Origin of the sequence: Roseomonas aerilata DSM 19363 (genome assembly GCF_000711725.1) — a bacterium.
GTDB lineage: Bacteria > Pseudomonadota > Alphaproteobacteria > Acetobacterales > Acetobacteraceae > Roseomonas > Roseomonas aerilata.
This window is the reverse complement of sequence record NZ_JONP01000020.1, coordinates 13,126-39,066: the sequence shown is the minus strand read 5'-3', so window position 1 is coordinate 39,066 and position 25,941 is coordinate 13,126. Positions and strand designations below refer to the sequence as shown.

Genomic DNA, 25,941 nt, shown 5'->3' with positions numbered 1-25,941 from the left:
GCCGATGGCAAGAGGAAAGGCAGCGCTTGGTCCCGGGGCCCGGCTGCCTTATCTGACCCCGGAAGAACGTGCGGGCCAGCCGCGCCTCCCCCGCCGCCACCGGAACCACATGCCCGACACGCCGCTCGACCGTATCCGCAACTTCTCGATCATCGCGCATATCGACCACGGGAAATCCACGCTCGCCGACCGCCTGATCCAGCTCACCGGGGGCCTCTCCGCCCGCGAGATGACGGAACAGGTGCTCGACAACATGGAGATCGAGAAGGAGCGCGGGATCACCATCAAGGCGCAGACCGTGCGCCTCGACTACAGGGCGAAGGACGGGCTCGACTACGTCCTGAACCTCATGGACACGCCCGGCCACGTGGACTTCGCCTACGAGGTCTCGCGCAGCCTTGCCGCCTGCGAGGGCAGCCTGCTCGTGGTGGATGCCTCCCAGGGCGTGGAGGCGCAGACGCTGGCCAATGTCTACCAGGCGTTGGACGCGGGACACGAGATCGTCCCGATCCTGAACAAGGTGGACCTGCCGGCGGCGGAACCCGATCGGGTGAAGCAGCAGATCGAGGACGTGATCGGCCTGCCGGCGGATGATGCCGTGATGATCTCCGCCAAGACCGGGCTGAACATCGAGGGCGTGCTGGAGGCCATCGTCACCCGCCTGCCCCCGCCGAAGGGCGACGCCGAGGCGCCGACCCAGGCGCTGCTGGTGGACAGCTGGTACGACCCCTATCTCGGCGTCGTCATCCTCGTGCGGGTGAAGGAGGGGCGGCTCCGCAAGGGGCAGAAGATCCGGATGATGGCGGCGGGCTCCACCCATGTCATCGAGCACGTCGGCGTCTTCAGGCCGAAGATGCAGGGGGTCGAATCGCTCGGGCCGGGCGAGATGGGCTACATCAACGCCGCGATCAAAACCGTGGCGGACACCAATGTCGGCGACACCATCACCGACGACCGCCGCCCGGCGGCCGAGCCGCTGGCGGGCTTCAAGCCCTCCATCCCGGTGGTGTGGTGCGGCCTCTACCCCGTCGATGCCGACGACTTCGAGAAACTGCGGGACAGCCTGGCCAAGCTGCGGCTGAACGACAGCTCCTTCCACTTCGAGGCGGAGAGCTCGGCGGCGCTCGGCTTCGGCTACCGCTGCGGCTTCCTCGGCCTGCTGCACCTTGAGATCATCCAGGAGCGTCTGTCGCGCGAGTTCGACCTCGACCTCATCGCGACCGCGCCCTCGGTCGTCTACAAGATGCGGATGAACAGCGGCGTGGAGCGGGAGCTGCACAACCCCGCGGACATGCCGGACCCGACGCTGATCGACAGCATCCAGGAGCCCTGGATCAAGGCGACGATCTTCGTGCCCGACGAGTACCTGGGCAACATCCTGACCCTGTGCAGCGAGCGGCGCGGCCAGCAGGTGGAGCTGACCTATGTCGGCACCCGCGCCATGGCCGTGTACCGCCTGCCGCTGAACGAGGTGGTCTTCGACTTCTACGACCGGCTGAAGTCGATCTCCCGCGGCTACGCCTCCTTCGACTACCAGATGGACGGCTACGAGGAGGGCGACCTCGTGAAGATCAGCATCCTCGTGAACAACGAGCCGGTGGATGCCCTCTCCTTCATGGCGCACCGTAGCCAGGCGGAGCGGCGCGGGCGCTCGATCTGCGAGAAGCTGAAGGACCTCATCCCCCGCCAGCTCTTCAAGATCCCCATCCAGGCGGCGATCGGCGGCCGCGTGATCGCGCGCGAGACGATCGGCGCGATGTCCAAGGACGTGACGGCGAAGTGCTACGGCGGCGACATCTCCCGCAAGCGCAAGCTCCTCGACAAGCAGAAGGAGGGCAAGAAGCGCATGCGGCAGTTCGGCAAGGTGGAGATCCCGCAGAGCGCCTTCATCGCCGCGCTGAAGATGGATTCCTGAGCGCGGCCAGGGGACCTTTACGTCAGGCTTGACAGGGCAGTCGCATTTCTGCGACCGCCCCGTTATCTTTCCTGCCTGCAATAAAGAGGGAACCCCGGGTTCATGAATCAGCTGACGCGCCGCCGCGCCCTGGCGCTTGCCACCGCCCTTGGCACGACCACCCTGCTGCCGGGGTTGGCAAGGGCCCAGGCCGGCTATCCGAACCGGCCGATCAGCGTCATCGTTCCCTTCGCCGCCGGCGGGCCGACCGACGTGGTGACGCGCCTTGTGGCGGAACTCATGTCCCGCGACCTCGGCCAACCCGTGGTGGTGGAGAATGTCGGCGGCGCGGGCGGCACGCTCGGCGCCCAGCGCGTCGCCCAGGCGCGGCCGGACGGCTATACCCTGCTGCTGCACCACATCGGCATGGGCACCACCCCCACGCTCTACCGCCGCCTCGCCTATGACCCGGTGAACGGCTTCGAGCCGATCGGCCTCGTCACCGAGGTGCCGATGACGATCATCGCGAAGAAGGACTTCCCGGCCGCCAACCTCGCCGAGATGGTGAGGGTGATCCGAGAGCAGAAGCAGAGCATCAACCTCGCCAATGCCGGCGTCGGCGCGGCCTCGCACCTCTGCGGCCTGCTGCTCCAGTCGGCGGTGCAGACCCAGGTGACGACCATTCCCTACCGCGGCACCGGCCCCGCCATGACCGACCTCATCGGCGGCACGGTGGACCTGATGTGCGACCAGACCACCAACACGACGCAGCAGATCCGCTCCGGCGCCGTGCGCGCCTTCGCCGTCACGACCAACGAGCGCAACGCCGCCCTACCGGAGCTGCCCACGGCCGCCGAGGCCGGTCTGCCGGGCTTCGAGGTTTCGGTCTGGCACGGCCTCTACGCGCCTAAGGGCACGGACGCCGCCATTCTGAATCGCCTTTCCCGTTCCCTGCAGGGGGCACTGCGGGACGAGCGGCTCGTTGCCCGCTTCGCCGAGCTGGGCACCGCCCCGGTGAGCCAGGAGCGCGCGACGCCGGAGGCCCACCGCGCCTACTGGCAGGCCGACATCGCCAAGTGGCGGCCGATCATCCAGGCGGCCGGGCAGTACGCGGACTGAACCTTCCGTTATCCCCCTCGGGTCTCCTCCCCGCCACCCTTGACAGGGGGGCGGCCTGAGGCCACGCCGATGCTTAACGCCGCGTTCAGCGCGGAAAAGCAACCGACGGAGACTGCCTGAATGGCGAGCCTGACCGGACGACGGGTCCTGGTTGTTGAGGACGAGACGCTGGTTGCTATGCTGGTCGAGGATACGCTCGCCGATGCAGGCGTCGTGGTTCTCGGCCCCGTTGCCACTGTGGCCGAAGCCCTGGCCATGCTGGAGCAGGACAAGCCCGATCTGGCGGTGCTGGACCTGAACCTGGCGGGCGAGACCTCGGAACCGGTGGCAGACGCCCTGCTGCGCATGGAGGTGCCCTTCGTGGTGGCCTCCGGCTACGGCGCGGCGGGCCTGCCGCAGCGGCTGGCGGGCATCCCGGTCCTGGCCAAGCCCTATGCGCCCGAGGACCTGACCGCCGCGCTGGCGCGCCTGCCGGGGGCCTGACGCCCCGGTGGACGGCCGCCGCTGGCCCGCGGCCCGCGGCTTGCTAAACTCCCGGGCATGACCACCGGCCCCATCGTCTTCACCCTGAACGGCACGCACCGCGCGCTGCCGCCGGGCACTTCCCCCACCATGACGCTGCTCGACTGGTTGCGCGGCCCTGCCGGGCTGACCGGCACGAAGGAGGGCTGTGCGGAGGGCGACTGCGGCGCCTGCACCGTCGTGATCGAGGAGGCGGACGGCGCCCGCGTGCCCGTCAACGCCTGCCTCGCGATGCTCGGCCAGGTGCACGGGCGCGCGCTGCGGACGGTGGAGGGGCTGGGCAGCCCTGCGGCGCCGCACCCCATTCAGCGCGCCCTGGCCGAGGCAGATGCCACCCAATGCGGCTTCTGCACCCCCGGCATCGTCATGACCGCCTGGGCCCATTCGCGCGAGGGCGGCGACGTGCACGACGCACTGGCGGGTAATCTCTGCCGCTGCACGGGTTATCGACCGATTGTCGAGGCCATCGGCGGGCTGCATGACGACGGCGCTGCGCCCGCGCCCGCGCCCTCCGGCTTGGCCACGCGGCTGGAGGCGGCTGGGCAGGTATTCCATCGCCCGGCAACGCTGGAGGCGCTTCTCGCCCTGCGCGCCGCGCATCCCGACGCCTGGCTGCTCTCGGGCGGCACCGATCTGGGCCTGCGCGTCTCCGAGAAGCGGGAGGCGCCGGCGCTGGTGATCTGCCTCTCCGACGTACCCGAGCTGAACGGGCTGGAGGCGGGGCCGGAAGGTCTGCGCGTCGGGGCTGCGGCGAGCTACCGGCGGCTGCTCGCGGCCTGTGCGGCGGACCCCGCCATGGCGCCGTTCGCAGGGCTGCTGCGGCGCCTCGGCTCGCGCCAGATCCGGGGCATGGGAACGATCGGGGGCAATCTCGGCACCGCTTCCCCGATCGGCGACGCACTACCGCCGCTGCTCGCGCTTGGTGCCACGCTCCGCCTCGTTGGGCCGGAAGGGACGCGCGAGATGGCGGTAGAGGAATTCCTCACGGGCTACCGCACCAATGCCCTGCAGTCCGGCGAGGTGATCCAGGACGTCCTGATTCCCCGCCCCCCCGCGGGCGCCCTCTTCGTGGCGGAGAAGCTATCCAAGCGGCCGGACCAGGACATCACGACGGTCGGGCTCTCGGCCGTGATCCGGCTGGAGCGGGGGCGGGTCGCGCTGGCGCGGATCGCACTGGGCGGCACGGGACCGCGGGCGGAGCGCTGCGCCCCGGCCGAGGTCGCACTCCTCGGCCAGCCCTGGAAACGAGAGACCGTGGAGGCGGCGGCCGCTGCGCTGGAAGCGGCCATCGCGCCCCTTTCCGACCTCCGCGCGAGCGCGGAGTACCGGCGGCTGGCTGCGGGCAACCTTCTCCGAAGGCTCTGGCACCGCCAGGCGGAGGCCGCGTGATGGACACCCCCCTTCACCATCTCGGCCGCGACCTTTCCGGCCCCGGCGCGTCGCTCCGCCAGGACAGCGCGCTGAAGCACACAACCGGCGAGGCACGCTTCACCGACGACCTGCCGATCCCCGCGGGCCTGCTGCACGCGGCGCTCGTGCTCTCGCCGGTGGCACATGGACGGCTGGCGCCGATCGACCTCTCCCCGGCGCTGGCGGTGCCCGGCGTGGTGGCGGCGATCGGGCCAGGCGACATCCCCGGCCGGAACGATATCGCCCAGGCGCGTCGGCCGCAGGAACACATGCTGGCCGAGGGGCTGGTAGAGTACTGGGGCCAGCCGCTCGCCATCGTGGTCGGCGAGACGCGCGACGCGGCGCTCGCCGGCGCCGCCGCCGTGCGGCCCGAGATCGAATCGCTCCGCCCGGTGCTCTCGGTCGAGGAGGCGCTCGACTCAGGCGCCTTCCTGATGCCGCCGAGCGTGATGACGCGCGGCGACGCGCCGGCCGCCATTGCCGCCGCGCCGCGCCGCCTTTCCGGCACCTTCCATGCGGGCGGGCAGGAGCACTTCTACCTGGAGGGGCAGATCGCCCTCGCCGTTCCGGGGGAGGACGGGGACCTCGTCATCCACTCCTCCACCCAGCACCCGACGGAGGTGCAGCACATCTCGGCACGCATTCTCGGCTGCGACCACAACCGGATCTCCGTGCAAGTGCGGCGGCTGGGCGGCGGCTTCGGGGGGAAGGAGAGCAACGCCTCCTGGGTGGCGGCCTGCGCGGCACTGGCGGCGCGGCGGACCGGGCGGCCGGTGAAGCTGCGCCTCGGGCGCAAGCAGGACATGGCCGCAACCGGGAAGCGCCATCCGATGCTCTTCCGCTGGGAAGCAGGGTGCGACGAGACGGGCCGCATTCTCGCGCTCGATGCCACGCTCGCGGCCGATGGCGGGCACAGCGTGGATCTTTCGGCGGGCGTGGTGTTCCGCTCCGTCACCCACGCGCTGAACTGCCTTGACGTGCCGGCCGTGCGGATCTTCGGCGCGGCCTGCAAGACGAACACGGTGAGCAACACCGCCTTCCGCGGCTTCGGCGGGCCGCAGGGCGTGCTGCTGATGGAAGATGTGACCCACCGCATCGCCCGCAGCCTTGGCATCACCCAGGAGGCGGTGCGGGAGCGCAACCTCGCGGGCGGGGAAAACGACGACGCGACGCCCTATGGTCAGAAGCTGGAGGGCGACCTCCTTCGCCGCGTCTGGGCGGAGTGCCGCGACGGCGCCGACTGGGCCCGGCGGCGCGCGGAGGTGGACGCCTTCAACGCGCGGAACGAGGTGGTGAAGCGCGGCCTCGGCAGCTTCGTCCTCGCCTTCGGCATCTCCTTCGGCATCCTGTCGATGAACCAGGCGGGCGCCCTCGTCCACGTTTACGAGGACGGCTCGATCCGGCTGAACCATGGCGGCACGGAGATGGGCCAGGGGCTGTTCATCAAGATCGCCCAGGTCGTCGCCGGTGTCTTTGGCGTGCCGGTCGAGCGGGTGCGGATCACCGCGACGAGCACGGCGGAGGTGCCGAACACGGCGCCGACCGCCGCCAGCACCGGCTCCGACCTCAATGGCTGGGCCGCGCAGATCGCGGCGACCACCATCCGCACCCGCATGGCGGAACTCGCCGCAACGGAATGGGGCGTGCGGCCGGAGGAAATCGCCTTTGAGGACGATGAGGTCTTCGCCGGCAACCACCGGATGCGCTTCGGCGAGCTGGCGCATCGCTGCGTCCAGGCGCGCGTCTCGCTTTCCTCCACCGGCTTCTACCGGACGCCCGGGCTGCACTGGGACCCCGTGGCGCTGAAGGGCGAGCCCTATTTCTACTTTTCCTACGGCGCCGCCGTCGCGGAGGTGGAGCTGGACCTGCTGACCGGCGAGCACCGGATGATCCGGACGGACCTGGTGCAGGACTGCGGCCGCTCCCTCAACCCGGCCGTGGACCGTGGGCAGATCGAGGGCGCCTTCGTGCAGGGCCTGGGCTATCTCACCTGCGAGGAGCTGTGGTGGGACGACCAGGGCCGACTCCGGACCCTCGGCCCCTCCACCTACAAGGTCCCGGGCTCGCGCGACGTCCCGGCCGTGATGAACGTGCGGCTGCTGGAGGGCGCGCCGGCTCGGGCCGACACGGTCTTCCGCTCCAAGGCCGTGGGCGAGCCGCCGGTGATGCTGGCAACGGCTGTCTGGAACGCGCTGCGGGACGCCGCGGGCGTGGACCGGCTGGACTTGCCGGCGACGCCCGAGCGACTGCTGATGGCCGCCCGCCGCGGCGCTTGCGGTCAGCAGTCCTGACTTATACCGTTCCCTCTACCCGCCGTCTGAGCGGGACAGAGGGAACGGCATGAGCAACAGCCTCACCGGCTTCAGGGGCCTCGACTACTATCTCGGCGAGACCGCCGATGCGCTGCGGGACCAGGTCGCCGCCTTCGCCGCCCGCGAGATCGCGCCGCGCGCCGCCGAGATCGACCGCAGCAACGACTTTCCGGCCGATCTCTGGCGCAAGTTCGGCGACCTCGGCCTGCTCGGCATCACCGCGCCCGAGGAATATGGCGGCGCCGGCATGGGCTATCTCGAGCACTGCGTGGCGATGGAAGAGGTGAGCCGGGCCTCGGCCAGCGTCGGCCTCTCCTATGGGGCGCACTCGAACCTCTGCGTGAACCAGATCGCGCGGAACGGGAATGCGGAGCAGAAGGCGCGTTACCTTCCTAAGCTGATCAGTGGGGAGCATGTCGGCGCGCTCGCGATGAGCGAACCGGGCGCGGGCTCGGACGTGGTGGGGATGCGCACGCGCGCCGAGCGGCGGGGCGATCGCTACATCCTCAACGGCGGGAAGTTCTGGATCACCAACGGGCCCGACGCGGACGTACTGGTGGTCTATGCCAAGACCGATCCCGAGGCGGGGCCGCGCGGCATCACGGCCTTCCTCATCGAGCGCGGCTTCAAGGGCTTCTCCACCGCGCAGAAGCTCGACAAGCTGGGCATGCGCGGCTCCAACACCGGGGAGCTGGTCTTCGAGGATTGCGAGGTTCCTGCCGAGAACCTGCTCGGGAGCGAGGGCCGCGGCGTGAACGTGCTGATGAGCGGCCTCGACTACGAACGCGCCGTGCTGGCCGCCGGCCCGCTGGGCATCATGCAGGCCTGCCTGGATATCGTCCTGCCCTATGTCCACGACAGGAAGCAGTTCGGCCAAGCGATCGGCGAGTTCCAGCTCATGCAGGGCAAGATCGCCGACATGTACACGGTGATGTCCGCGGCCAAGGCCTATGTCTACACCGTGGCGAAGGCCTGCGACCGCGGGCAGACGACGCGGAAGGACGCGGCGGGCGCCATCCTCTACGCCGCGGAGAAGGCCACCTGGATGGCGCTGGAGGCGATCCAGGCACTGGGCGGCAACGGCTACATCAACGACTATCCCACCGGCCGCCTGCTGCGCGACGCAAAGCTCTACGAGATTGGCGCCGGCACGAGCGAGATCCGGCGAATGCTGATCGGGCGCGAGCTATTCGCCGAGACCGCGTGATGCCGGCGCTTCCCACGGCCCTCGACACACGCTCCCCGGAGTTCGCGGAGAACGCGGGGCGGATGCGCGCGCTGGTCGAGGACCTGCGCGCGCGGGCGGACCGTGTGCGCCAGGGCGGCGGCGAGCCGGCGCGGGAGAAGCACCTCTCCCGCGGCAAGCTGCTGCCGCGCGATCGCGTGCGCACGCTCATCGACCCCGCGTCGCCCTTCCTCGAGATTGGGCAGCTTGCGGCCGGGGGGCTCTATAACGACGAGGTGCCCTCCGCCGGGCTCATCACGGGCATCGGCCGCGTCGAAGGGCGCGAATGCATGATCGTGGCGAACGACGCCACGGTGAAGGGCGGCACCTATTTCCCGCTGACGGTGAAAAAGCATCTCCGCGCACAGGAGATCGCCGAGGGGAACCGCCTGCCCTGCCTCTACCTCGTGGATTCCGGCGGCGCGAACCTGCCGAATCAGGACGAGGTCTTCCCCGATCGCGACCATTTCGGGCGGATCTTCTTCAACCAGGCGAACATGTCCGCGAAGGGCATCCCGCAGATCGCGGTGGTGATGGGAAGCTGCACCGCGGGCGGCGCCTATGTGCCGGCCATGTCCGACCAGAGCGTCATCGTGCGGAACCAGGGCACCATCTTCCTTGCCGGGCCGCCGCTGGTGAAAGCCGCCACCGGCGAGGTCGTCTCGGCCGAGGACCTCGGCGGCGCGGAGGTGCATTCCCGCATCTCCGGCGTGACGGACCACATGGCCGAGAATGATGCCCACGCGCTCGGCATCGCGAGGCGTATCGTGGCGGGGCTGAACACGCGGAAGTCCGTCTCGCTCGATATCGCGCCGCCGCGGCCGCCGGCCTACGACCCGCAGGATATTCACGGGCTGATCCCGGCAGACCTGCGCCAGCCCTATGACGTGCGGGAGGTGATCGCTCGGCTGGTGGACGCCTCGGAGTTCGACGAGTTCAAGCCGCTCTACGGCCCCACCCTCGTCACCGGCTTCGCGCGGCTGCACGGCTATCCCGTGGGCATCCTTGCCAACAACGGCGTGCTCTTCTCGGAAAGCGCGCAGAAGGGAGCGCATTTCATCGAGCTGTGCTGCCAGCGCGGCATCCCGCTCGTCTTCCTGCAGAACATCACGGGCTTCATGGTGGGCCGGAAGTACGAGAGCGGCGGCATTGCCAAGGATGGCGCGAAGCTGGTGACAGCGGTGGCGACCGCGACGGTGCCGAAGTTCACCGTGGTGATCGGCGGCAGCTTCGGGGCGGGTAATTACGGCATGTGCGGCCGCGCCTACTCGCCCCGTTTCCTCTTCATGTGGCCGAACGCGCGGATCGGCGTGATGGGCGGGGAGCAGGCGGCCTCCGTCCTCTCCACCATCCGGCGCGACGCCATCGAGGCCCGCGGTGGCACCTGGACGGCCGAGGAGGAGGAGCGCTTCAAGGCGCCGCTGCGCGAGCAGTACGAGACGCAGGGAAGTCCCTACTACGCCACCGCACGGTTGTGGGACGATGGCATCATCGATCCCGCCGATACGCGGATCGTGCTCGCCCTCTCCATCAGCGCCGCGCTGAACGCGCCCATCGAGTCCTGGGCCGATCGCAAGCCGGGCTTCGGCCTGTTCCGGATGTGACGGTCATGTTCAGCACGATCCTGATTGCCAATCGCGGCGAGATCGCCTGCCGCGTCATTCGCACCGCCCGCCGCATGGGCATCCGCACCGTGGCCGTGCATTCCGACGCGGATGCGGATGCGATGCACGTCGCCATGGCCGATGAATCCCGCCACCTGGGCCCGGCGCCGGCGCGGGAGAGCTACCTGCGCATCGACTCCATCATCGCGGCCGCACGTGCCTCGGGCGCGGAGGCCATCCACCCCGGCTATGGCTTCCTCTCGGAGAATGCGGAGTTCGCGGAGGCTTGCGCAGCGGCCGGCATCGTCTTCATCGGCCCGCCGCCCTCAGCCATCCGTGCCATGGGCTCGAAATCGGCCGCCAAGGCGCTGATGGAGCGTGCCGGTGTGCCGCTGGTGCCAGGCTACCACGGCGAGGACCAGTCGCCGGACACGCTGCGCAAAGCGGCCGAGCGCATCGGCTATCCGCTGCTGATCAAGGCCAGCGCCGGCGGGGGCGGCAAGGGCATGCGGATCGTGGAAGCGGCCGCCGGGCTTGAGGAGGGGTTGGCGCTCGCCAAAGGCGAGGCGCGCTCCTCCTTCGGCGACGATCACGTCCTGCTGGAGCGCTATCTCACCCGCCCGCGGCACATCGAGGTGCAGGTCTTCGCCGACAGCCTGGGCAGCACCGTCCACCTCTTCGAGCGCGACTGCTCCATCCAGCGCCGCCACCAGAAGGTAGTGGAGGAGGCCCCTGCTCCCGGCATGGACCCCGCCCGGCGCGAGGCCATGGGGCGCGCCGCCTGCGATGCCGCAAGGGCGATCGGCTACGTCGGTGCCGGCACCGTGGAGTTCATCGCCGAAGGCGACGCCTTCCACTTCATGGAGATGAACACCCGGCTGCAGGTGGAGCACCCGGTCACGGAGGCGATCACCGGCCAGGATCTGGTGGAGTGGCAGCTTCGGGTGGCGGCGGGCCAACCCCTCCCCCTCACCCAGGATGCTCTCCGCATCGGCGGGCACGCCATCGAGGTGCGGCTCTATGCCGAGGACCCGGCGCGGGACTTCGCGCCCTCCATCGGCCGCGTGGACCACCTGCGCTTCCCGCTGGAGCAGCCGGGCGTGCGCGTGGACACCGGCATCCGTGAAGGCGACGCGGTCACCATCCACTACGACCCAATGATCGCGAAGCTCATCGTGCACGGTCCGGACCGGGAGGCGGCTGTCCGGCGGCTTTCGCGTGCCCTCGCCGCGACCGAAATCACGGGACCCGCGACTAATCTGGCCCTGCTGGGGGCGATCGCGGCGCACCCGGCCTTCCGGTACGGTGAGCTAGACACCGGCTTCATCGCGCGCCACGCGGCGGAGCTCCTGCCCCCTGCCCGCCCCGCTCCGCGCGCGGCCCTCGCCGCCGCGGTCGCGCGGCTTCTGCTCGATCTCGGCGCCCGGGCCCCGGCCGATGTGGCGGATCCCCACTCCCCCTGGGGCGCCGCCACCGCCTGGCGGCTGAATGGCGATGGACACCAGGATTTCCTCCTCGAGGACGAGGGCGCCACCCGCACGCTGCGGGCTCATCCCCACGCGGGTGGCTTCCGCCTCGACCTGTCGGACGGCCCGGTGGAGGTGGAGGGGCGGGAGGAAGCGGATGGCACCATCGCGCTGCGCATCGACGGTGATGCCACGCGACCGCGTGTGCTACGGCGGGGTGACCGCATCACCGTCTTCCTGAATGGCGGTGCCCATGCCCTGCGTTATGTCGATCCGCGCCTCCCGGCCGGCGGCGAGGGTCCAGCGGCCGGGCGGATCCTGGCGCCCATGCCCGGTAAGGTGCTTGAGGTGCTGGTGCAGCCGGGGCAAGACCTGCCCCGCGGGGCCGTCCTCCTCGTGCTCGAGGCGATGAAGGTTCAGATGCGGATTACCGCTCCTGCATCTGGCCGGGTCTCCGCCGTCCTCTGCCAGGTAGGGGACTTGGTCGAGGACGGGATGGAGCTGGTGAAGATGGAGGTGCCGTCCTAAATTGATCAACTGATCGCGAAATTGCTTTCACGACGCCGTGAGGCTGGCTAGGAATTCCCCGACAAAGGGAATCCCATGGAAGAAGACGCCCTCCCCATCCGGCCCCGCTTCCTGCTCATGGCCTGCGCGGGGGCGCTCTCGCTCTTCGCGGTCTCCGCGACCATCGCGTGGAGGCAGCTCAGCAGCCTCGACACCGTCGCCGCTGCTCAGCCGGAAGAAACGGCCCTGGCCGCACGCCGTGAGATCCTGTCCGCGGTGCCGGCGGAGCGGGCGCCACCTGCCCCGACGACGGCTGGGTCAGTTCTGGCAGAGGCTGTTCCCGAACTCGTCACCATGGACCTCGTGCCGACCGTGGCAGCAGAGGCCGTTATCCCTCTGGCGGGTCCGGAGCTGCCGCCGGCCGTGCCCGCCCAGATGCCACCGGCCTCGCAGCCGGCGCCAACCTCGCCGCTGGTGCAGGAACCTGCGGCCTCCGCCCGCGCCCTCCTTCGGATCTGCGCCGGCAGCCCGACCGGCAACTACACCTTCGCGGCGCGCGAGATCGCCACCCGGCTTGCCGTTCCGGGCGAAATCGAGGTGCTGGCTACCGCCGGCTCCGGCGAAAACCTTCGGCGGCTGGCGGCCGGCGATTGCGAGCTCGGCTTCTCCCAGGCCGATGTGCTGGCCCTGCGGACGGTGGAGCACCCCGAGGAAATGGCGGGGCTCGATCCCCTCAAGCGCGTCTACGGGGAGTACGTGCATCTTCTCTGCCCCACCGCTTCCGGGTGGACGACCGCGGGCGCGCTTGACGGCCGGGCGCGGCTCATCCTCGGCGGCGAGGGCAGCGGCACGGCCGAGACCTGGCGCGCCTTCACCAAGGCGGTGCCGGCGCTGCGCGCGGTGCAGCGGGTGAACGACCCGGTGAACCTCGTGGCCGTGAACCGCGTGAAGGACAGCCGGGATACCTGCATGCTCTGGATCAGCGGGCTGAACAGCGGCGACATGCAGGGCGCAAACCGCATGTCCACGAACACGCCGGACGGGCGGCGCACGATGCGCCTCGTCGCCGTGTCCAACCCCGAGCTGCGGGGCCTTCGGCTGGCCGATGGGCAGCCGATCTATCGCTTCGAGGGGATCGATGCCCGAAGCGGCGCTTACGAGAACCTTCTCGACCCGCGCTCTGGCCCGTTGCGGGACGGGAAGCGGCCGGTGCAGCCAGGATCGGTGGTCGTGCCGGTAGTGGATGCCGTGCTCGTCGTGCGGCGCGATTTCCTCGCGCGGCTGCCGGGCCGCGGCTCGGAGATCGTCGCGGCGGTGGAGGAGGCCGGGCCAGCCATCTGGGCGCGGGTCAGCCCCCGCCGCTGAGGCTGCCCGGCTTCAGCCCGCGGACGCGGTCCTTCCTCAGCGGGCCTGGCGCGCGACGGGGCGCCCGCGGCGCACGAGGGACTCGCAGCGGTTGTCCTCGCCCACGCCGAACTGGATCGTCGGCAGCAGGCCCGCAACCGGCGCAACGAGCGCGGCCAGCCCGCCGATCAGCCCGCCGCGCGTCGCGAGCTCCGACATGTCGGGCCCGACATCGGGGTTGCGGAAGCTGCCATCGATGAGGATCGAGGTCGGTACCGCACCGATCGTGAAGCTCTTTGATTCACTCCGCAGCCGCACCTCCAGCCGCTCGGTCGAGAGATTCACGTTGCCGGTCGCGTTCACGATCACGTCCTCCGTGTCGAGCAGCACGGTGCGCAGCCCGGCGACCCCGCGGTTGAGGCCGACATTCGCGACGAAGCACTGCACCGTGGTCCGCCCGGGCACGCCGAGGGCGGAGAGGAGGGCATTGCCGATGCGGAGCCCGGAGAGGTCGACGAGCAGCGCCGAGAGGTTGCCGCCGGACATGCCCAGGGTGATCTCGCCGCTGCCCCGCCCCAGCAGTTCCGCGAAGGAGCGACCGCTGCCCTCAAGATGGCCGCGGCCGTTGATGCGACCGGCTCCCTCGAAGGTATTCGTCGCCTGCATGAGGCGCGACACGTCGAGGCGCTGGAACTGGACGTCGGCCCGCGCGCGCAGCCGGCCGCCCTCCTCCGGCACGAAGTTCATGTTGCCCTGGATCTGACCGGTGCCGACGCCCAGCGCGATGGGGCGCAGGGTGATGGCGCCGTCCTTCAGCTCCATGTCCGTGCGCAGCGTGTCGAAGGGCATGTTGCGCCCGGTGATGCGATCGGCGTGGTAGGTCAGGTGGACATTCGCTGCGTCGAGCTTGGGGAAGTTGATGGGGTCGTCGGGCAGCACGCGGCTGCGCGCCTCGTCCCGCGCCCGCTCGCGCCGCTGCTGGGCAGTCTGGCCCGGGGTGGAGGCGCGGCCCGGCTCCTCGCCGATGAAGCCGCCGAGATCGGCAAGGTCCACGCGGCTGGACCGCAGATTCGCCTCCACAGTCGGCTTGGCGCCGCCGGTGGTGACGGCGATCGTGCCGGCGAGGTCGCTGCTGCCCATCCTTCCCTGGAAGTCGCGGAAGCGCACCCGGCCATCCGCGTAATCAAGCTGGCCGGCGATGCGGTAGGCGGGGGTCTTCGGGATCGGCACACCGGTCAAGGCCTGCAGCAGGCCCATGTCCGGCCCCTGCATCTCCAGCCGCACATCCGCGCCCTGCAGCTCAAGCGGATTGCGCAGGCTGCCCTGCAGGTTCACCCGCGTCGGCCCGTTGGCGAGTTGCATCTCGATCGGCCAGGGCTTGTCCTGATCCTGGAGCGCCAGCACAGCGCCGCCCGTCGCGGTGCCGGTGATCGGCTGGCCGGCATAGGTGCCCTTCGCCTCCACGGCGATGCGGGCATCCGGCGTGTCCTCGTTGCGGGTGGCGATGGCGAGGTTGAAGTCGGCCTTCAGCCGGGGATCCACCACATGCGCCTGGCCCTCCACTATCCGCAGCAGGCCGATCCGCGGCGCGGCGGAGGGCGGCCGGGGCTCGGCCGTCTCGCCCGCGGGCTGGCCGAAGTCGAAGGCGTAGTTCGTGCGCCCGTCCTCCAGCGCCCGGGCCTCGACCACGGGGCGCGTGACCTCGATCGAGGGGATCACGATCGAACGGTCGTGCAGGAAGGCCATGACGTCCAGCCGCACCGCCGCCCGCTCCGCCCGGGCGAAGGGGGGATCGTCGGGGAAGCCCTCGGGGTTCGCCACGCGCAGCCCGTCCACCGACACCTCGGTGACGCGGCCGAGCCGCACGTGGAGGTGCTCGATCTTCACGGGCCGGCCGAGCGCGGCCGAGGCGCGCGCCTCGGCCAGCGGGATGAACCAGTCCCACGACCAGAATGCGACGAGGAGGGCGACGAGAAGAACCGGGATTCCGGTCCAGATCGCCCAGCGCGGCACACGGCGTTGCGCCATCGCTTCCTCCTCTAGGTCGTGCTGGCCTGCCTCTGTAACCCCGGAGATGGACGAGGGTTCATCGGGCGCCGCTCAGCGCGTGCCCCTCGCCGGCACCCGGCAGCCGCCGGCCGCGTCGCGCGGGGCGATGTCGAACTGCGTTCCCGCCCGCTCGGCCGGCGATGTGTAGGGCGCGCCCGCGTTGACGATCCAGGAAAGCGCCGCCCGCGCACGGGGCGAGCCGGTGAGTTCCGACATGAGCGTAAGGGAATGGATGGCGAGCGCGCCGTAGTTGCCGTCGCTGGTGGACCAGCCGTTGCCGTTCGACATGTTGCGCGCGCGCGTTTCCTGGCCGATCCGCGCCCAGGTGTTGAAAGGCGATTGCGGCTGGTTCTCGGGCCACATGGCGAGGTTGTAGGCACAGCCATCATGCGGGTTGAAGCCGCGGTCGCCCGAGAGGAAGCGCCCGGCAATAAAATTCTCCATCCAATCCAGGACCGCGCGCGCATCCGCGTTTCCCCGCCTGGCGGAGAGGACGGCGGTGGAGACGAAGTAGTCCTGTTGCCAGGGCGCGATGGCGCCGGGCGTGCCGTACTCCCCGGGGATCCAGCCATGGGCTTCGCCCTGGCGCCGCGTCCATTCCGGGATCTGCGCGCGGATCCAGGCCCAGTTGCTGGCGGCCACCCCGCGCAGGTAGTCGCCGGTGCGGTCCCCCCGTGGAGCGGCCCAGGCGGCGTTATCGAGCTGGCGCATGCTCCAGGCAGCGCCGCGGACCTGCACGCCACGCACGATGTTCGCCTCTCCCTCCCCGCGCGGCGCAGGCCAGAGGCTGATGATGTTCCAGGCGCTCTGCGCCAGCAGCTCGTCCAGGAAGGCGCGCCGGCCGGTCAGGATGAACGGCACGGTGGAGAGGTCCGGCTGGTGGGCCGTGTCGGGCGTCCAGCCAGTGTCGCCGGAGACGTTCTGCATGAGGCCGCCGGGCGGCGGTCCACCGCGCCCATCCACCCAGAGGCGCGGCCACTTCTTCACGTCCAGCCAGCCGTTCACCGATGGATCCCACATGTGCCAGGGCACCGATCCTGCCGCCTCCGCCTGTCCGATCGAGACCGTGGCCGCCCGGTAGTCCCCGGTGCCGAGCCACAGCGCCTGCGGCTGGGTGACGGGGCCGATATCGGCACGCCCACCGGTCGCGGGCATGTTGCGGGTGATGCCGCGGGCCTCCAGCGGGGCCGACCAGTTGCCCTCGGCCACCTGCCGCGCGAGCTGGCCGAGCGCCCGGTCCACCGTGCCGCCCGACATGCTGTAGCGCGGCACCGCCCCGGCATCGGCGAGGTAGTTCGCGTCGTGGCGCGGGCGCGGCGGCTCGGCCGCGGGCTTGCCGCGATCGGCCGCCAGCAGCCGCCCCCAGCCGGTGTACTGCCACTGGTGGAGAAGGCCGGTCCGCATTGCCTCCCGACCGTCCAGCAGCACCCGCACCCCGTAGGAGGCGGAGCCGCCGCCGGGACGCATGGCGGCGTCGTTGCGTAGCCAGACCTCCGTCCAGAGCGTGCCGTCGCTCCGCAGCGACACGTCCGCGACGACGCGGAGGGAGGTGACCCCGGCCAGGGAGTCACCGGGAACCGCGACGGAAACCCGCCGCTGCACGGCGAGCGGGCCGGATTGCCAGGCCTGGTCCGCCGTGGCCGACCGGAAGGCCGCAAGAAGGTCCAGCCGCCAGACCTGGCCGCCGGCCGAGGCGAGTTCCAGCACCGCGCTGCGCCCGGAGAGCGCGGCAGCGAGATCGAGCGGCGCGGTGGAGCCGCCGGTGCCGGCCATCAGCATCACGCCCCGCTCCTGCGCCTTGCCGATGGCGGGAGGGGCGAGCGAGACGACGCCGAGCCGTGCCGAACCGTCCGGATGGACCGCGAGGACATCGAGTTGCGCGGGGAACTCGCGCCCGTTGGTGTCGCGCGCGCGCAGCGCCGCGCCGCGCGGCATATGGCCGGGCTGGAAGGCCTGACCGAACACCGTGACCGTCCCGGCAGGTGCCCCCGTGCCCTCGAGCATCAGCCCGACGATCTCACCGGGTCCGGAAGGGCACGGAAGGGCCGGCGCGGCCTGAGCGAAGCCCGGCCTGGCCAGAGCCGCAGCCCCGAGCGCCAGGGCCGTGCGACGGAGGAAGGAGGGGGTGGAATGCGTCATCCGTGGTGTCCCAGCGAGCGGCGGAAGAGGGCGGGCTGCCCGGGGTTTTTCCCGTCCCGACCGAAACGCCCAGTCGGGGCAAGGGTAGCGTGGCGGAAGGGTGGGTCGGACGCGCGATGGAATCCTTCGCCGGCCGGGTGCGGGGTCATCCTCTCCAGCACCGGGCCGGCGCCGCGGCCGGAGCTCCGACGAAGGGTGGGCGGAAGAACTGCCGCCGCCTCAGCGCCGCCGCCGGGAGACCGAAGCCTGTTCGCGACGGACACGGCGCGGCTGGGTCGCACCCCGCTGCGGCAGGGCGTACTGGTGGTCGGATGGCTCGGGCTGCGAGCCGGCGCGTCCACGTTCGCGCCAGGATCCCGGACCCTTGGCCCCACGCCGCGCCCATTGGGGCCGCGTGCCGGCGCGCGCCTCATCTGAATCCCCCGCCATGTCGAAAAGAGCGCCGAGCCAGTTCCGCCGCCCCGGTTCCCGCCGGACGGACCAGACAGCCAGCCAGGAGACCCCGATCAGCATGCAGACGAAGTAGGCGCCGTTCATGGCATTTCCCCTCTTCGCGCGGCGCGCGCGCATGGCGGGTGCATCCGCTTTTCCCGAGCCGACTCACCGGGCGACCGCGGCGCTTCGGACGATACCGGATACGTCAGGCAGCAGTTCCGGCGCGACAGCCTCTTCTGGCAACCCGCCCGTGACACGCGGAAACCAGCCGTCGCGCCGGGCGTCAGCCATCACCTCGCTGCGCCGCATTATTACGGCCGTGGACGCGACCGCAACGATCAGTACCCACGGGAAGTGCCAGTAGGCCAACGAGAAGAAACTGCCACCGACGAGGTAAGCGACGATCGAGACGATCGCCATCCGCCCGAGGTCGCGTGCCCAGGCCAGTTCCGTCCGTTCCTGCGGTAGGGCCGCGAGGCGCCGTGCCTGGAGGAGGCCCGTCAGCGACAGCGCGACCCAGCCCGCCAACGCCAGGAAGCCGGCTTCGCCCAGCACCTCGAACCAGATGCTGCCCGCGGCGCGGCCGGGAGAGCCCGGCGACACTATCCCAACCACCGCCCCATCGGAGAGGCCCGCGAAGCCCGCGCCCGAAAGAGGATGGGCCAGGGCAAGGCGCAGCGCAGTCTCCCAGGCCGCCAGCCGCTCCGCGGCAGAGGGCGCGGCGCCGGTGAGGTCGACGGCGGCCCCCACCCCTCCGGCAAGAGGCAGGAGCACAGGGAAGATGACGAGGGTGACCGCGAGGGCAGCCGTCGCCAGGCCGGTCGGGAGTGCCCGCCGCCCGCCTGTCCAGCCATAGGCGGCGCAGGCCGCCGCAAGGGCGAGCAAAGCCCCGCGCGACCCGCTGGCGAGGACCGCAAGAAGGCAAAGGCCCATGGCGCCGACGAGCCCGATCCGCGCCACCGCGTTGCGCGACTGCAAACGAAGGTAGTTCATCAGCGGCAGCGTGACGACGACCGCCGTGGCGAGCGGGCCGCTCTCGGCGATCGGCAATCCCTCCGGCGCCCATTGCCGGTAGGCACCGCCACTCACTGCCGAGAGAACGCCGCTGCGCACGCCGTAGTAGCCGATCGCAATGACCATCACCCAGACGAGGGCATGCAGCCGCCGCCGCTCCGTCAACAGCGACGCGGTGAGGAGAAGGGCAACGAGCGTTGTCTCTATACCCTCCCACTTGGCCAGCCCCGCCGCGGGGTTGCCGGGTGCGGCAAGAGCCGTGACCGTGAAGAGCGCCATCAACGCCAGGATGAGAAGCGTCGTCGCGTTGAGCGGGAGGCGCCTGGGCTCGCCCGCGAGAAGACAGCCGAAAAGCGTCGCGGCGAAGACCATGAGGAGCCAGGGCATCGAGGCGACCGGCCCGTAGACCAGCCGCTCCGGCCCCATCAGCAGGAACCAGGTGAGGAGCAGGACCCCGACGAAGGGCCGCGCCACCGCGAGCGGCAGCAGCAGCACCATCGTGGCGACGAAGGCGGCGTCACGCACCGTGCCGCCCGCCCGGCGGATTGCGCCTGCCGGCGCTCACCGCCCCGCCTTCAGGTCGGCCAGGAGGCGCTCGGCCTCAGGCCGGCCGTCGAAGGCGGCGGGGGTCGCCAGCGCGGGCGTCAGGACGCGCAGCGCCTCGTCGCGATCGCCTGCCTGGCGCAGCGCATAGGCCAGGCGCCAGGAGATGGATGGATCGGGCGCCCCGGCCGCCTCCCGCGCCGCGACGGACTGCCGCAGCAGGGCGACGCCGAGCCGCGGCTCGCCGGCGCGAGTGAGGATCCAGCCAAGCGTGTCCGCGGTGTCCGGGTTCTGCGAGAGCGCATAGGCACGCTCCGCCATCTCCCGCGCCTGGGCCGTGGCGCCGCGGCGGTCCACCAGCCATGCGAGGTTGTTCAGCGCCACGGCATCGTTCGGGGAGCGCTCCACCACCTTGGCCAGACCTGCCTCCGCCTCCGTGTAGCGCCGCTGCATGATGTCGAGCGAGGCGAGCGCCATCAGAGCGCTAAGGTCGTCGGGCTGCCGCGCCAGCAGGGCGCGTAGCGGCGCGCTGGCCTCCGGCAGCTTGCCCGCGCTGCGCAGGGCCGCGGACTGGCGCAGTAGGAGGCCCGGGTTCGGCGTCTTCTCATTCGCCGCGGCATAGGCGCGGGCAGCCTCCTCCATGCGGTTCTCGCCGGCGAGCAGATCGCCGCGGAGCGCCGCAGCGGCGGGCAGCGCGCTCGTCTGGGAGGCAAGGCGGTCGGCTTGCGCCAGCGCGGCGTCGAGGCCGCGGGCCTGCTTCACAAGGGCCACATAGGCCTGCTGCAGGCGCAGATCGGCCGGCGTGTTGCGGAGCCCCTCCTGGATCACGGACTCAGCGCCGCGGGCATCGCCGCCGCGCGAGGTCAGGGAGGCGAGGCGGATCCGGGCATCGACAGAGGTCGGGTCCTCCGCGAGGGCCGAGCGTGCGGACTCGCGGGCCTCGTCCATCCGGCCGGCGGCGGCCAGCGCCTCGGAGCGAGCCATGGGCAGGAGCGGGCCCCGGTTGCGGCCATTCGCCCGCAGCGCCTGGGAGTCCAGCAGCTCGAGCGCCTTCGCCGGCTCGTTGGAGCGGATAAGCACCTCCGCCAGCGCGAGGGCCGGTGCCAGCTCGCCCGGCGCCGCGGCCTGGACGGATTCCAGCACGGCACGGGCCGGAACGGCGCGCGGCGAGCCCGGACGCGCGGCAGCGCCGAGCTGGGCGAGGGCGTCCGCATTGGTGGGCGCCCGCCGCAGCACTTCGCCGAGCAGCTTCTCCGCCTCCTCCGGCCGGCCGGTGGCACTCGCCACGCGGGCGAGGCCGAGGCGCGCACCAATCGAGTCCGGATGATCGCGCAGCACGGCCTCGTAGGACGCGCGCGCGCCGGCGACGTCGAGCTTCGTGAGCTTCAGCGTTCCCTCGGTCACGCCGGCGGCCTCGCCGCGGCGCCCCTCCGGGCCGAGCTGCTCGAGCTGGGCGCTGGCCGCGCCCATGTTGCCACCCAGCATGGAGGCGGTGGCGAGAAGCTCGCGCACCGTTGGCTGGTCGGGCTGCACCGCGAGCGACTTCTGCGCCGCATCGGCCGCTCCGCGCGCATCGCCGGCGGTGAGGCGGGCGGCGGCGAGGCGGTTGAGGATGCCTGTGTCCTGCGGCGAGAGCGCGGCGGCGCGGGTGAGCGCCTCCGCGGCCTCGCGGGGCCGGCGGGCGGCGGCATGGGCACGCCCGAGCAGGTCGTAGGTATCGGCATCGGCCTGTCCCTGCGGGCCGAGGCGGGAGAGATAGCGCGTCACGGTGCCGGCCGCGGCGTCCGGGCGCTGCGCCTCCATTTCCAGCCCTGCAAGCAGCTTGACGCCGCGCACGTCCTCAGGCCGGCGCGCAACGTAGCGGCGGGCGGAGTCCTCCGCCTGCGCCGTCTGGTTCAGCGCGCGCTTCACCAGGGCCTGGATGAGGAAGCCCTCGGGAAAGTTCGCGAGCACGGGCTGGATGCGCTGCAGGTCGTCATCCGCCGCCCGCCAGTCGCCTGAGCGCGCGAAGAGGCTCGCGCGGAGATAGGCGGCGGCCGCGCTGCCGGGCTGACTTGCCAGCGCCGCGTCCACGTCACGCCGTGCACCCGCGTTGTCGCCGGCAGCCATCAGCGCCTCCGCGCGGGCAAGGCGGGCCGGAATGTTGCCGGGCGCCAGCGCGAGCACGCGGCCCACGGTCTCCGCGCCCTCCCGCACGGCGCCGCGGGCCATCTGCAGCGTGCCCTTGCGGAGCAGCGCCTCGATCGAGTTGGGGTCGGCCGCGAGGGCGCGATCCGCCTCGGCTTCGGCCTCCGCGCGGTCGCCTTTCACCAGGGCGAGGGCCGCCGCCGCGGTATGCGGCTCCGATGCGTTGGGGTTGAGCTTCAGCGCCTCCGCCACCGAGGCAGCCGCCTCGTCCTGGCGGTTGAGCGAGAGCTGCGCGAGGGCACGAGCCGCCGCGATCTGCGCGCCGAGGGCGGGCTTGTCCGGCTGCGGCGGGAAGTCGCGCAGGAGCTCGTTGTTCCTGTTCTGCACGAGATAGGCGCGGAGGAGCGCGGCCGTTGCCTGCACCTGGTCGGCGCCAAGCTCGAGCGCAGTGCGCGCCTCCTTCTCCGCGGTCGCGCCGTCGCCGACATCGAGGCTCGCCTGCACGAGCGCCATCCGGGCCACCGGGGAGCGGGGATCGTCGCGCACGGCGTTGCGCAGCTCGATCTGCGCCGTCCGCAGGTCGCCCTTCGCCTGGGCCGCCCGCGCGCGCTCCAGAGGCTGCGCGACGGCCGGCGCCACGGCGGCCACCGACAGGCCTGCGACGAGGGCCATGGCCAGGGGACGCGGAAGGGCCGTGCGGCGGGTCATGGGAGTTCTCCGGAGAGGTTGTCTTCAGCGGCCTGGGCGTCGTTGGCGGGCGCGTCGCCCGCCCCGCGAGTGCCCGGCCGCGCCGTCAGGCCGTGCTCGTCGAGCAGGCCGTAGAGGGTGGGGCGGCTGATGCCGAGCAGGCGGGCCGCGGCGGCAACACCACCATCGCTGAGCGCGAGTGCGCGCAGGATCGCCGCGCGCTCCGCCGCCGCCCGCGCGGTCCGCAGGTCGAGCGGCTGGTCGGAGGGCGGCGCCGCGGCCAGTTCGAGGTCGGCGGCGCCGATCTGTGGGCCATCGGTCATCAGCACCGCGCGGCGGACGCGGTTCTCCAGCTCACGGACATTGCCGGGCCAGGCATGGGCGGCGATGGCGTCGGCCGCCCCGGCGTCGAAGCCGCGCAGGCGGCGGTCGAACTCCTGGGAGTGGCGGGCGAAGAACCAGCGCGCGAGCAGCAGCGCGTCGCCCCCGCGCTCGCGCAATGGCGGGATGCGGACGGTGACGCCGTTCAGGCGGTAGAGCAGGTCGCCGCGGAAGCCGCCATTCTCGGCCAAGGTCTCCAGCGGCTGGTTCGTCGCGGAGACCACGCGCACGTCCACCCGCGTTTGTGTGCGCCCGCCGACGCGCTCCACCACCTGGTCCTGCAGGAAGCGGAGCAGCTTCGCCTGGAGCGACATCGGCAGGTCGCCGACCTCATCGAGGAAGAGGGTGCCGCCGTTCGCCGCCTCGATCTTGCCGGTCACCTGCCGCACCGCGCCGGTGAAGGCGCCGCGCTCGTGCCCGAACAGCTCGCTCTCGAGCAGCGCCTCCGGGATGGCGGCGCAGTTCAGCGCGGCGAAGGGGCGCTTGGCGCGCGGGCCGAGCTCGTGCAGCGCACGCGCCAGCGCCTCCTTGCCCGTGCCGCTCTCGCCAAGCAGCAGCACTGGCACCGAGACGCCCGCGAGCCGCTCCACCGTGCGGCAGACACGAAGCATACCCTCGTCGGCGGTAATGATCGCGCTGATCGGGCTCGGGCGCGGCGCCGCGGCGAGCTGGCGGTTCTCTTCCTCCAGCGCGCGGAGTCGAAGGGCACGATCGACGACGGTGCGCAGCACGTCGAGATCGACCGGCTTCTCGCAGAAGTCGTAGGCGCCCGCCGAGATGGCACGCAGCATGTTCGCGCGCTCGTCCCGGCCGCTGGCGACCACCACCGGCAGGCCGGGGATGATGCGGCGCAGCGCGTCGAGCGTGGCGAAACCCTCCGACACACCCTCGGGATCGGGCGGGAGGCCGAGGTCGAGAAGGGCCGCGGCGGGGTGTTCGCGCCGCGCCACCGCCTCCGCCTGCCGGCGGTCGGAGGCGAGCACCACCCGGCAGGAGGGGAAGGACCAGCGATATTGCGCGAGGAGGCCGGGATCGTCCTCGACGATGAGAAGGGTGGGCTTGCTCACGCGAAGGCCGCCTGTGCGGGGGTGGAGGGATGGGCCGTCGCTGCACGGGTGGGCAGGCGCAGGCGCATGGTGGTTCCAGCGCCGGGGCGGCTGTGCACCTCCAGCTCGCCGCCGGCCTCGCGCAGCAACTCGCGCGCCTGCCAGGCGCCGATGCCGTTGCCGTCAGGCCGTGCGGTGCGGAGCGGGCGAAACAGCTCGTCGCGGATGAAGTCGGCGGTCATGCCTGGCCCTTCGTCGATGATGTCGAGCAGCGGTATCTCGGGCGTACCGTGCAGGCGCAGGCGGACCGGCGCGCCCGGCGGCGAGGCCTCGATGGCGTTGTCGAGAAGATGCCCGACCGCTGCCTCAAAAGCCTCGGGGCGCATGAGCGCGCCGCCCGCACTACCTTCGCATTCCACCACCACGCGCGGGCCGCGGCCGCGCGCGATGGAGCGCAGCCGATCCGGCACGTCGCGCACGCTGCCACGGGGGTCGGTGGCATCGGCGCTGGTGAGCGCGTCCCCGGGCTCGCGCAACCGCGCGATCAGGGTGTCGATGCGTGCGGTGGCGGCCCGGACGGTAATCAACATGTCGCGCTGGAACTCGGGATCGCTGATGTTGTCCTCCGCATTGCCCAGCAGCAGCTTGAGGCCGCCTGAGACGGTCTTCACGTCATGTGCCACGAAGGCGAATCGCGCGGCGTAGCTCGCGAGGCGCCGCCCGTCCGCGACGCGCTCCGCCGCCTGCCGCTCCGCGAGGAACATGGCAACCTCCCGCCCGAGGGCGCGGAGCAGCTCGAACACCTCCGTGTCGAGCGGAAAGGCCGCGCGCGGCGGGGCGAGGAGCACGGTGCCGAGCACGCCGTGGCGGTGGTGCAGAAGTGGCACGGCGAGCCAGAGCGCACCGTAGGCGCCGCGCAGCGCGTCCACGCCTGGCGTCGCCTCGGAGAGGACGAGCACGCGCTCGCCCGCGCCGAGCGCCTCCAGCAGCGGCCGCGCATCCGGGGCCGGCACGGAGGGCGTGTTCCAGGAACCGGACCAGCGCAGGCCGCCGGGCACCGCGCCATCGGCCTCCTCCCGCATGAGGAGGACGCCGGCGGGGCTGTCCACCGCGTCCGCGATCGCACGCACCGCGCGCACGGGGGCAGGCGCCTGACCGTCGGGGCCGGAAAGAGCCGCGATGCAGCGCATCCATTCGCGCCGGTAGTCGTAGCGCGCGCGGAAGAAGGGATCGACGAGGAAGCGGCGGATGCGAGACCGCGCAGAGCGGGAGGAGAGCGCGACCGCGAGCGCCATGACCGCCCCTGCCAGGAGGCTGGCCTGCGCCGTGCGACCCCAGGCGCCGCCAAGGCCTTCCAGCATCTGCCCCGCGGCGCCGACGCCGAGAAGGAAGGTGCCACTGACCACGAGCGTCGCGCCGTGGAACACCGCCTGGCGCGAGACGGGCGGCCCGCGCCGCCAGCGGCGGTCGCGCAGCGCGGCAACCAGCAGCAGCCCGGCCGCCAGTATCGTGAGCACCGCCCGCGCGTCGAGCAGGATCGGCGAGAAGCGGTGGGCGAGCACGGCCTCGGCGTAGAGGACGAGATCGAACACGCCAAGGCCGCCGATGGCGATGCAGGGCAGGTTCACGTGCCACCGCCCAGCCTCGTCCGCGCCGCGATAGACATTCTCGGCGAGCAGCACCACGAGGACCGCGAGGCCAAGGCGTGCCACGATCGCGGGGGTTGCCAGCACGGAGCTGGTCGAGGCCTCCCAGCTCAGGGTGGAGACCGAGGGCAGCAGGGTGAGGACGGCAAGGATCACCACGCCGCCGATCCATAGCAGGTGACGCGAACGCGCTGTCTCGGCCGCATCCCGCTCGTGCAGGTGCAGCAGCAGGGCGCACCAGACCCCAGCGCGGACAAGTTCCAGGACACCGGTGAAACCACCGAGCGGCGCGTCCATGGGCCACAGGGCCGCGGCTCCCGCCCAGGCGCCCAGGGCGGCGGCGGTGCCGCCGAGCAGCAAGGTGGTCAGTCCCCTCCGGCCGGTGGTCCAGACAAGAAGGGCGACCAGGATGCAGACGGCGGCACAGGCTGCCTGGAGCGGCCATGACACGAGAGCGGTCATGCCGATCCC

Annotated in this window: 16 protein-coding genes; 9 read left to right on the top strand and 7 right to left on the bottom strand. The window is 71.7% G+C overall.

Annotation, left to right across the window (positions count from 1 at the left end):
• Window positions 1-109: 109 nt before the first annotated feature.
• The 9 genes from lepA (at window position 110) to BO39_RS30225 (ending at window position 13,424) form a co-directional block, all read left to right on the top strand.
• The gene (lepA, locus tag BO39_RS19970) at window positions 110-1,915 is read left to right on the top strand and encodes a translation elongation factor 4 (RefSeq protein ID WP_043836745.1); all 1,806 of its coding nucleotides are present in this window, start codon (window positions 110-112) and stop codon (window positions 1,913-1,915) included.
• Between the two features lie 102 nt (window positions 1,916-2,017).
• A complete protein-coding gene (locus BO39_RS19965; protein WP_043836743.1) occupies window positions 2,018-3,013 on the top strand; it encodes a tripartite tricarboxylate transporter substrate binding protein BugD in 996 nt (331 codons plus the stop codon).
• Window positions 3,014-3,133: 120 nt separating this feature from the next.
• Complete coding sequence (locus tag BO39_RS19960; protein ID WP_043836740.1) at window positions 3,134-3,496, top strand: response regulator; 363 nt, start codon at window positions 3,134-3,136, stop codon at window positions 3,494-3,496.
• A 57-nt stretch (window positions 3,497-3,553) separates the two neighbouring features.
• Entirely contained in the window at window positions 3,554-4,924 is a 1,371-nt protein-coding gene (locus BO39_RS19955; RefSeq protein ID WP_052402343.1) for a xanthine dehydrogenase small subunit, read from the top strand.
• Window positions 4,924-7,236, top strand: coding sequence for a xanthine dehydrogenase molybdopterin binding subunit (xdhB, locus tag BO39_RS19950; protein ID WP_043836738.1), 2,313 nt, complete (start codon window positions 4,924-4,926; stop codon window positions 7,234-7,236). The genes BO39_RS19955 and xdhB overlap by 1 nt, the downstream gene beginning before the upstream one ends.
• Before the next feature lie 49 nt (window positions 7,237-7,285).
• On the top strand, window positions 7,286-8,464 hold the full coding sequence (locus BO39_RS19945; RefSeq protein WP_043836736.1) for an isovaleryl-CoA dehydrogenase: 1,179 nt from the start codon (window positions 7,286-7,288) through the stop codon (window positions 8,462-8,464).
• Window positions 8,464-10,086, top strand: coding sequence for a carboxyl transferase domain-containing protein (locus BO39_RS19940; RefSeq protein ID WP_043836733.1), 1,623 nt, complete (start codon window positions 8,464-8,466; stop codon window positions 10,084-10,086). Before BO39_RS19945 ends, BO39_RS19940 begins: the two co-directional genes overlap by 1 nt.
• A gap of 5 nt (window positions 10,087-10,091) precedes the next feature.
• Window positions 10,092-12,080, top strand: coding sequence for an acetyl/propionyl/methylcrotonyl-CoA carboxylase subunit alpha (locus BO39_RS19935; RefSeq protein WP_043836730.1), 1,989 nt, complete (start codon window positions 10,092-10,094; stop codon window positions 12,078-12,080).
• 75 nt (window positions 12,081-12,155) lie between these two features.
• Window positions 12,156-13,424: a TAXI family TRAP transporter solute-binding subunit gene (locus tag BO39_RS30225; protein ID WP_052402342.1), complete on the top strand. Its 1,269-nt coding sequence runs from the start codon at window positions 12,156-12,158 to the stop codon at window positions 13,422-13,424.
• A 36-nt stretch (window positions 13,425-13,460) separates the two neighbouring features.
• Here the strand turns inward: BO39_RS30225 and BO39_RS19925 are convergent, their stop codons facing one another.
• The 7 genes from BO39_RS19925 to prsK all read right to left on the bottom strand — a co-directional run bounded on the left by BO39_RS19925 (window position 13,461) and on the right by prsK (window position 25,932).
• Window positions 13,461-15,431 carry an AsmA family protein gene (locus BO39_RS19925; RefSeq protein ID WP_043836728.1) on the bottom strand — a complete coding sequence of 657 codons (1,971 nt, stop codon included), beginning with the start codon at window positions 15,429-15,431 and terminating at the stop codon, window positions 13,461-13,463.
• A 72-nt stretch (window positions 15,432-15,503) separates the two neighbouring features.
• Window positions 15,504-17,591 (bottom strand): hypothetical protein, encoded by a 2,088-nt coding sequence (locus BO39_RS19920; RefSeq protein ID WP_043836726.1) that lies wholly within the window; start codon window positions 17,589-17,591, stop codon window positions 15,504-15,506.
• 219 nt (window positions 17,592-17,810) lie between these two features.
• Window positions 17,811-18,161 (bottom strand): hypothetical protein, encoded by a 351-nt coding sequence (locus BO39_RS19915; RefSeq protein WP_156963785.1) that lies wholly within the window; start codon window positions 18,159-18,161, stop codon window positions 17,811-17,813.
• 30 nt (window positions 18,162-18,191) lie between these two features.
• Window positions 18,192-19,565 carry a putative O-glycosylation ligase, exosortase A system-associated gene (locus BO39_RS19910; RefSeq protein ID WP_052402341.1) on the bottom strand — a complete coding sequence of 458 codons (1,374 nt, stop codon included), beginning with the start codon at window positions 19,563-19,565 and terminating at the stop codon, window positions 18,192-18,194.
• A gap of 36 nt (window positions 19,566-19,601) precedes the next feature.
• Window positions 19,602-22,418 (bottom strand): XrtA/PEP-CTERM system TPR-repeat protein PrsT, encoded by a 2,817-nt coding sequence (gene prsT, locus BO39_RS19905; protein WP_043836721.1) that lies wholly within the window; start codon window positions 22,416-22,418, stop codon window positions 19,602-19,604.
• Complete coding sequence (gene prsR / locus BO39_RS19900; RefSeq protein WP_084698289.1) at window positions 22,415-23,845, bottom strand: PEP-CTERM-box response regulator transcription factor; 1,431 nt, start codon at window positions 23,843-23,845, stop codon at window positions 22,415-22,417. The genes prsT and prsR overlap by 4 nt, the downstream gene beginning before the upstream one ends.
• Window positions 23,842-25,932, bottom strand: a complete 2,091-nt coding sequence (gene prsK / locus BO39_RS19895) for an XrtA/PEP-CTERM system histidine kinase PrsK (protein WP_052402340.1) — start codon at window positions 25,930-25,932, stop codon at window positions 23,842-23,844. The genes prsR and prsK overlap by 4 nt, the downstream gene beginning before the upstream one ends.
• Window positions 25,933-25,941 lie beyond the last annotated feature (9 nt).

Coding starts and splice junctions, on each gene's coding strand:
- lepA (WP_043836745.1), top strand. CDS start 110: ATGCCCGACACGCCGCTCGACCGTATCCGCAACTTCTCGATCATCGCG.
- BO39_RS19965 (WP_043836743.1), top strand. CDS start 2,018: ATGAATCAGCTGACGCGCCGCCGCGCCCTGGCGCTTGCCACCGCCCTT.
- BO39_RS19960 (WP_043836740.1), top strand. CDS start 3,134: ATGGCGAGCCTGACCGGACGACGGGTCCTGGTTGTTGAGGACGAGACG.
- BO39_RS19955 (WP_052402343.1), top strand. CDS start 3,554: ATGACCACCGGCCCCATCGTCTTCACCCTGAACGGCACGCACCGCGCG.
- xdhB (WP_043836738.1), top strand. CDS start 4,924: ATGGACACCCCCCTTCACCATCTCGGCCGCGACCTTTCCGGCCCCGGC.
- BO39_RS19945 (WP_043836736.1), top strand. CDS start 7,286: ATGAGCAACAGCCTCACCGGCTTCAGGGGCCTCGACTACTATCTCGGC.
- BO39_RS19940 (WP_043836733.1), top strand. CDS start 8,464: ATGCCGGCGCTTCCCACGGCCCTCGACACACGCTCCCCGGAGTTCGCG.
- BO39_RS19935 (WP_043836730.1), top strand. CDS start 10,092: ATGTTCAGCACGATCCTGATTGCCAATCGCGGCGAGATCGCCTGCCGC.
- BO39_RS30225 (WP_052402342.1), top strand. CDS start 12,156: ATGGAAGAAGACGCCCTCCCCATCCGGCCCCGCTTCCTGCTCATGGCC.
- BO39_RS19925 (WP_043836728.1), bottom strand. CDS start 15,431: ATGGCGCAACGCCGTGTGCCGCGCTGGGCGATCTGGACCGGAATCCCG.
- BO39_RS19920 (WP_043836726.1), bottom strand. CDS start 17,591: ATGACGCATTCCACCCCCTCCTTCCTCCGTCGCACGGCCCTGGCGCTC.
- BO39_RS19915 (WP_156963785.1), bottom strand. CDS start 18,161: ATGCGCGCGCGCCGCGCGAAGAGGGGAAATGCCATGAACGGCGCCTAC.
- prsT (WP_043836721.1), bottom strand. CDS start 22,418: ATGACCCGCCGCACGGCCCTTCCGCGTCCCCTGGCCATGGCCCTCGTC.
- prsK (WP_052402340.1), bottom strand. CDS start 25,932: ATGACCGCTCTCGTGTCATGGCCGCTCCAGGCAGCCTGTGCCGCCGTC.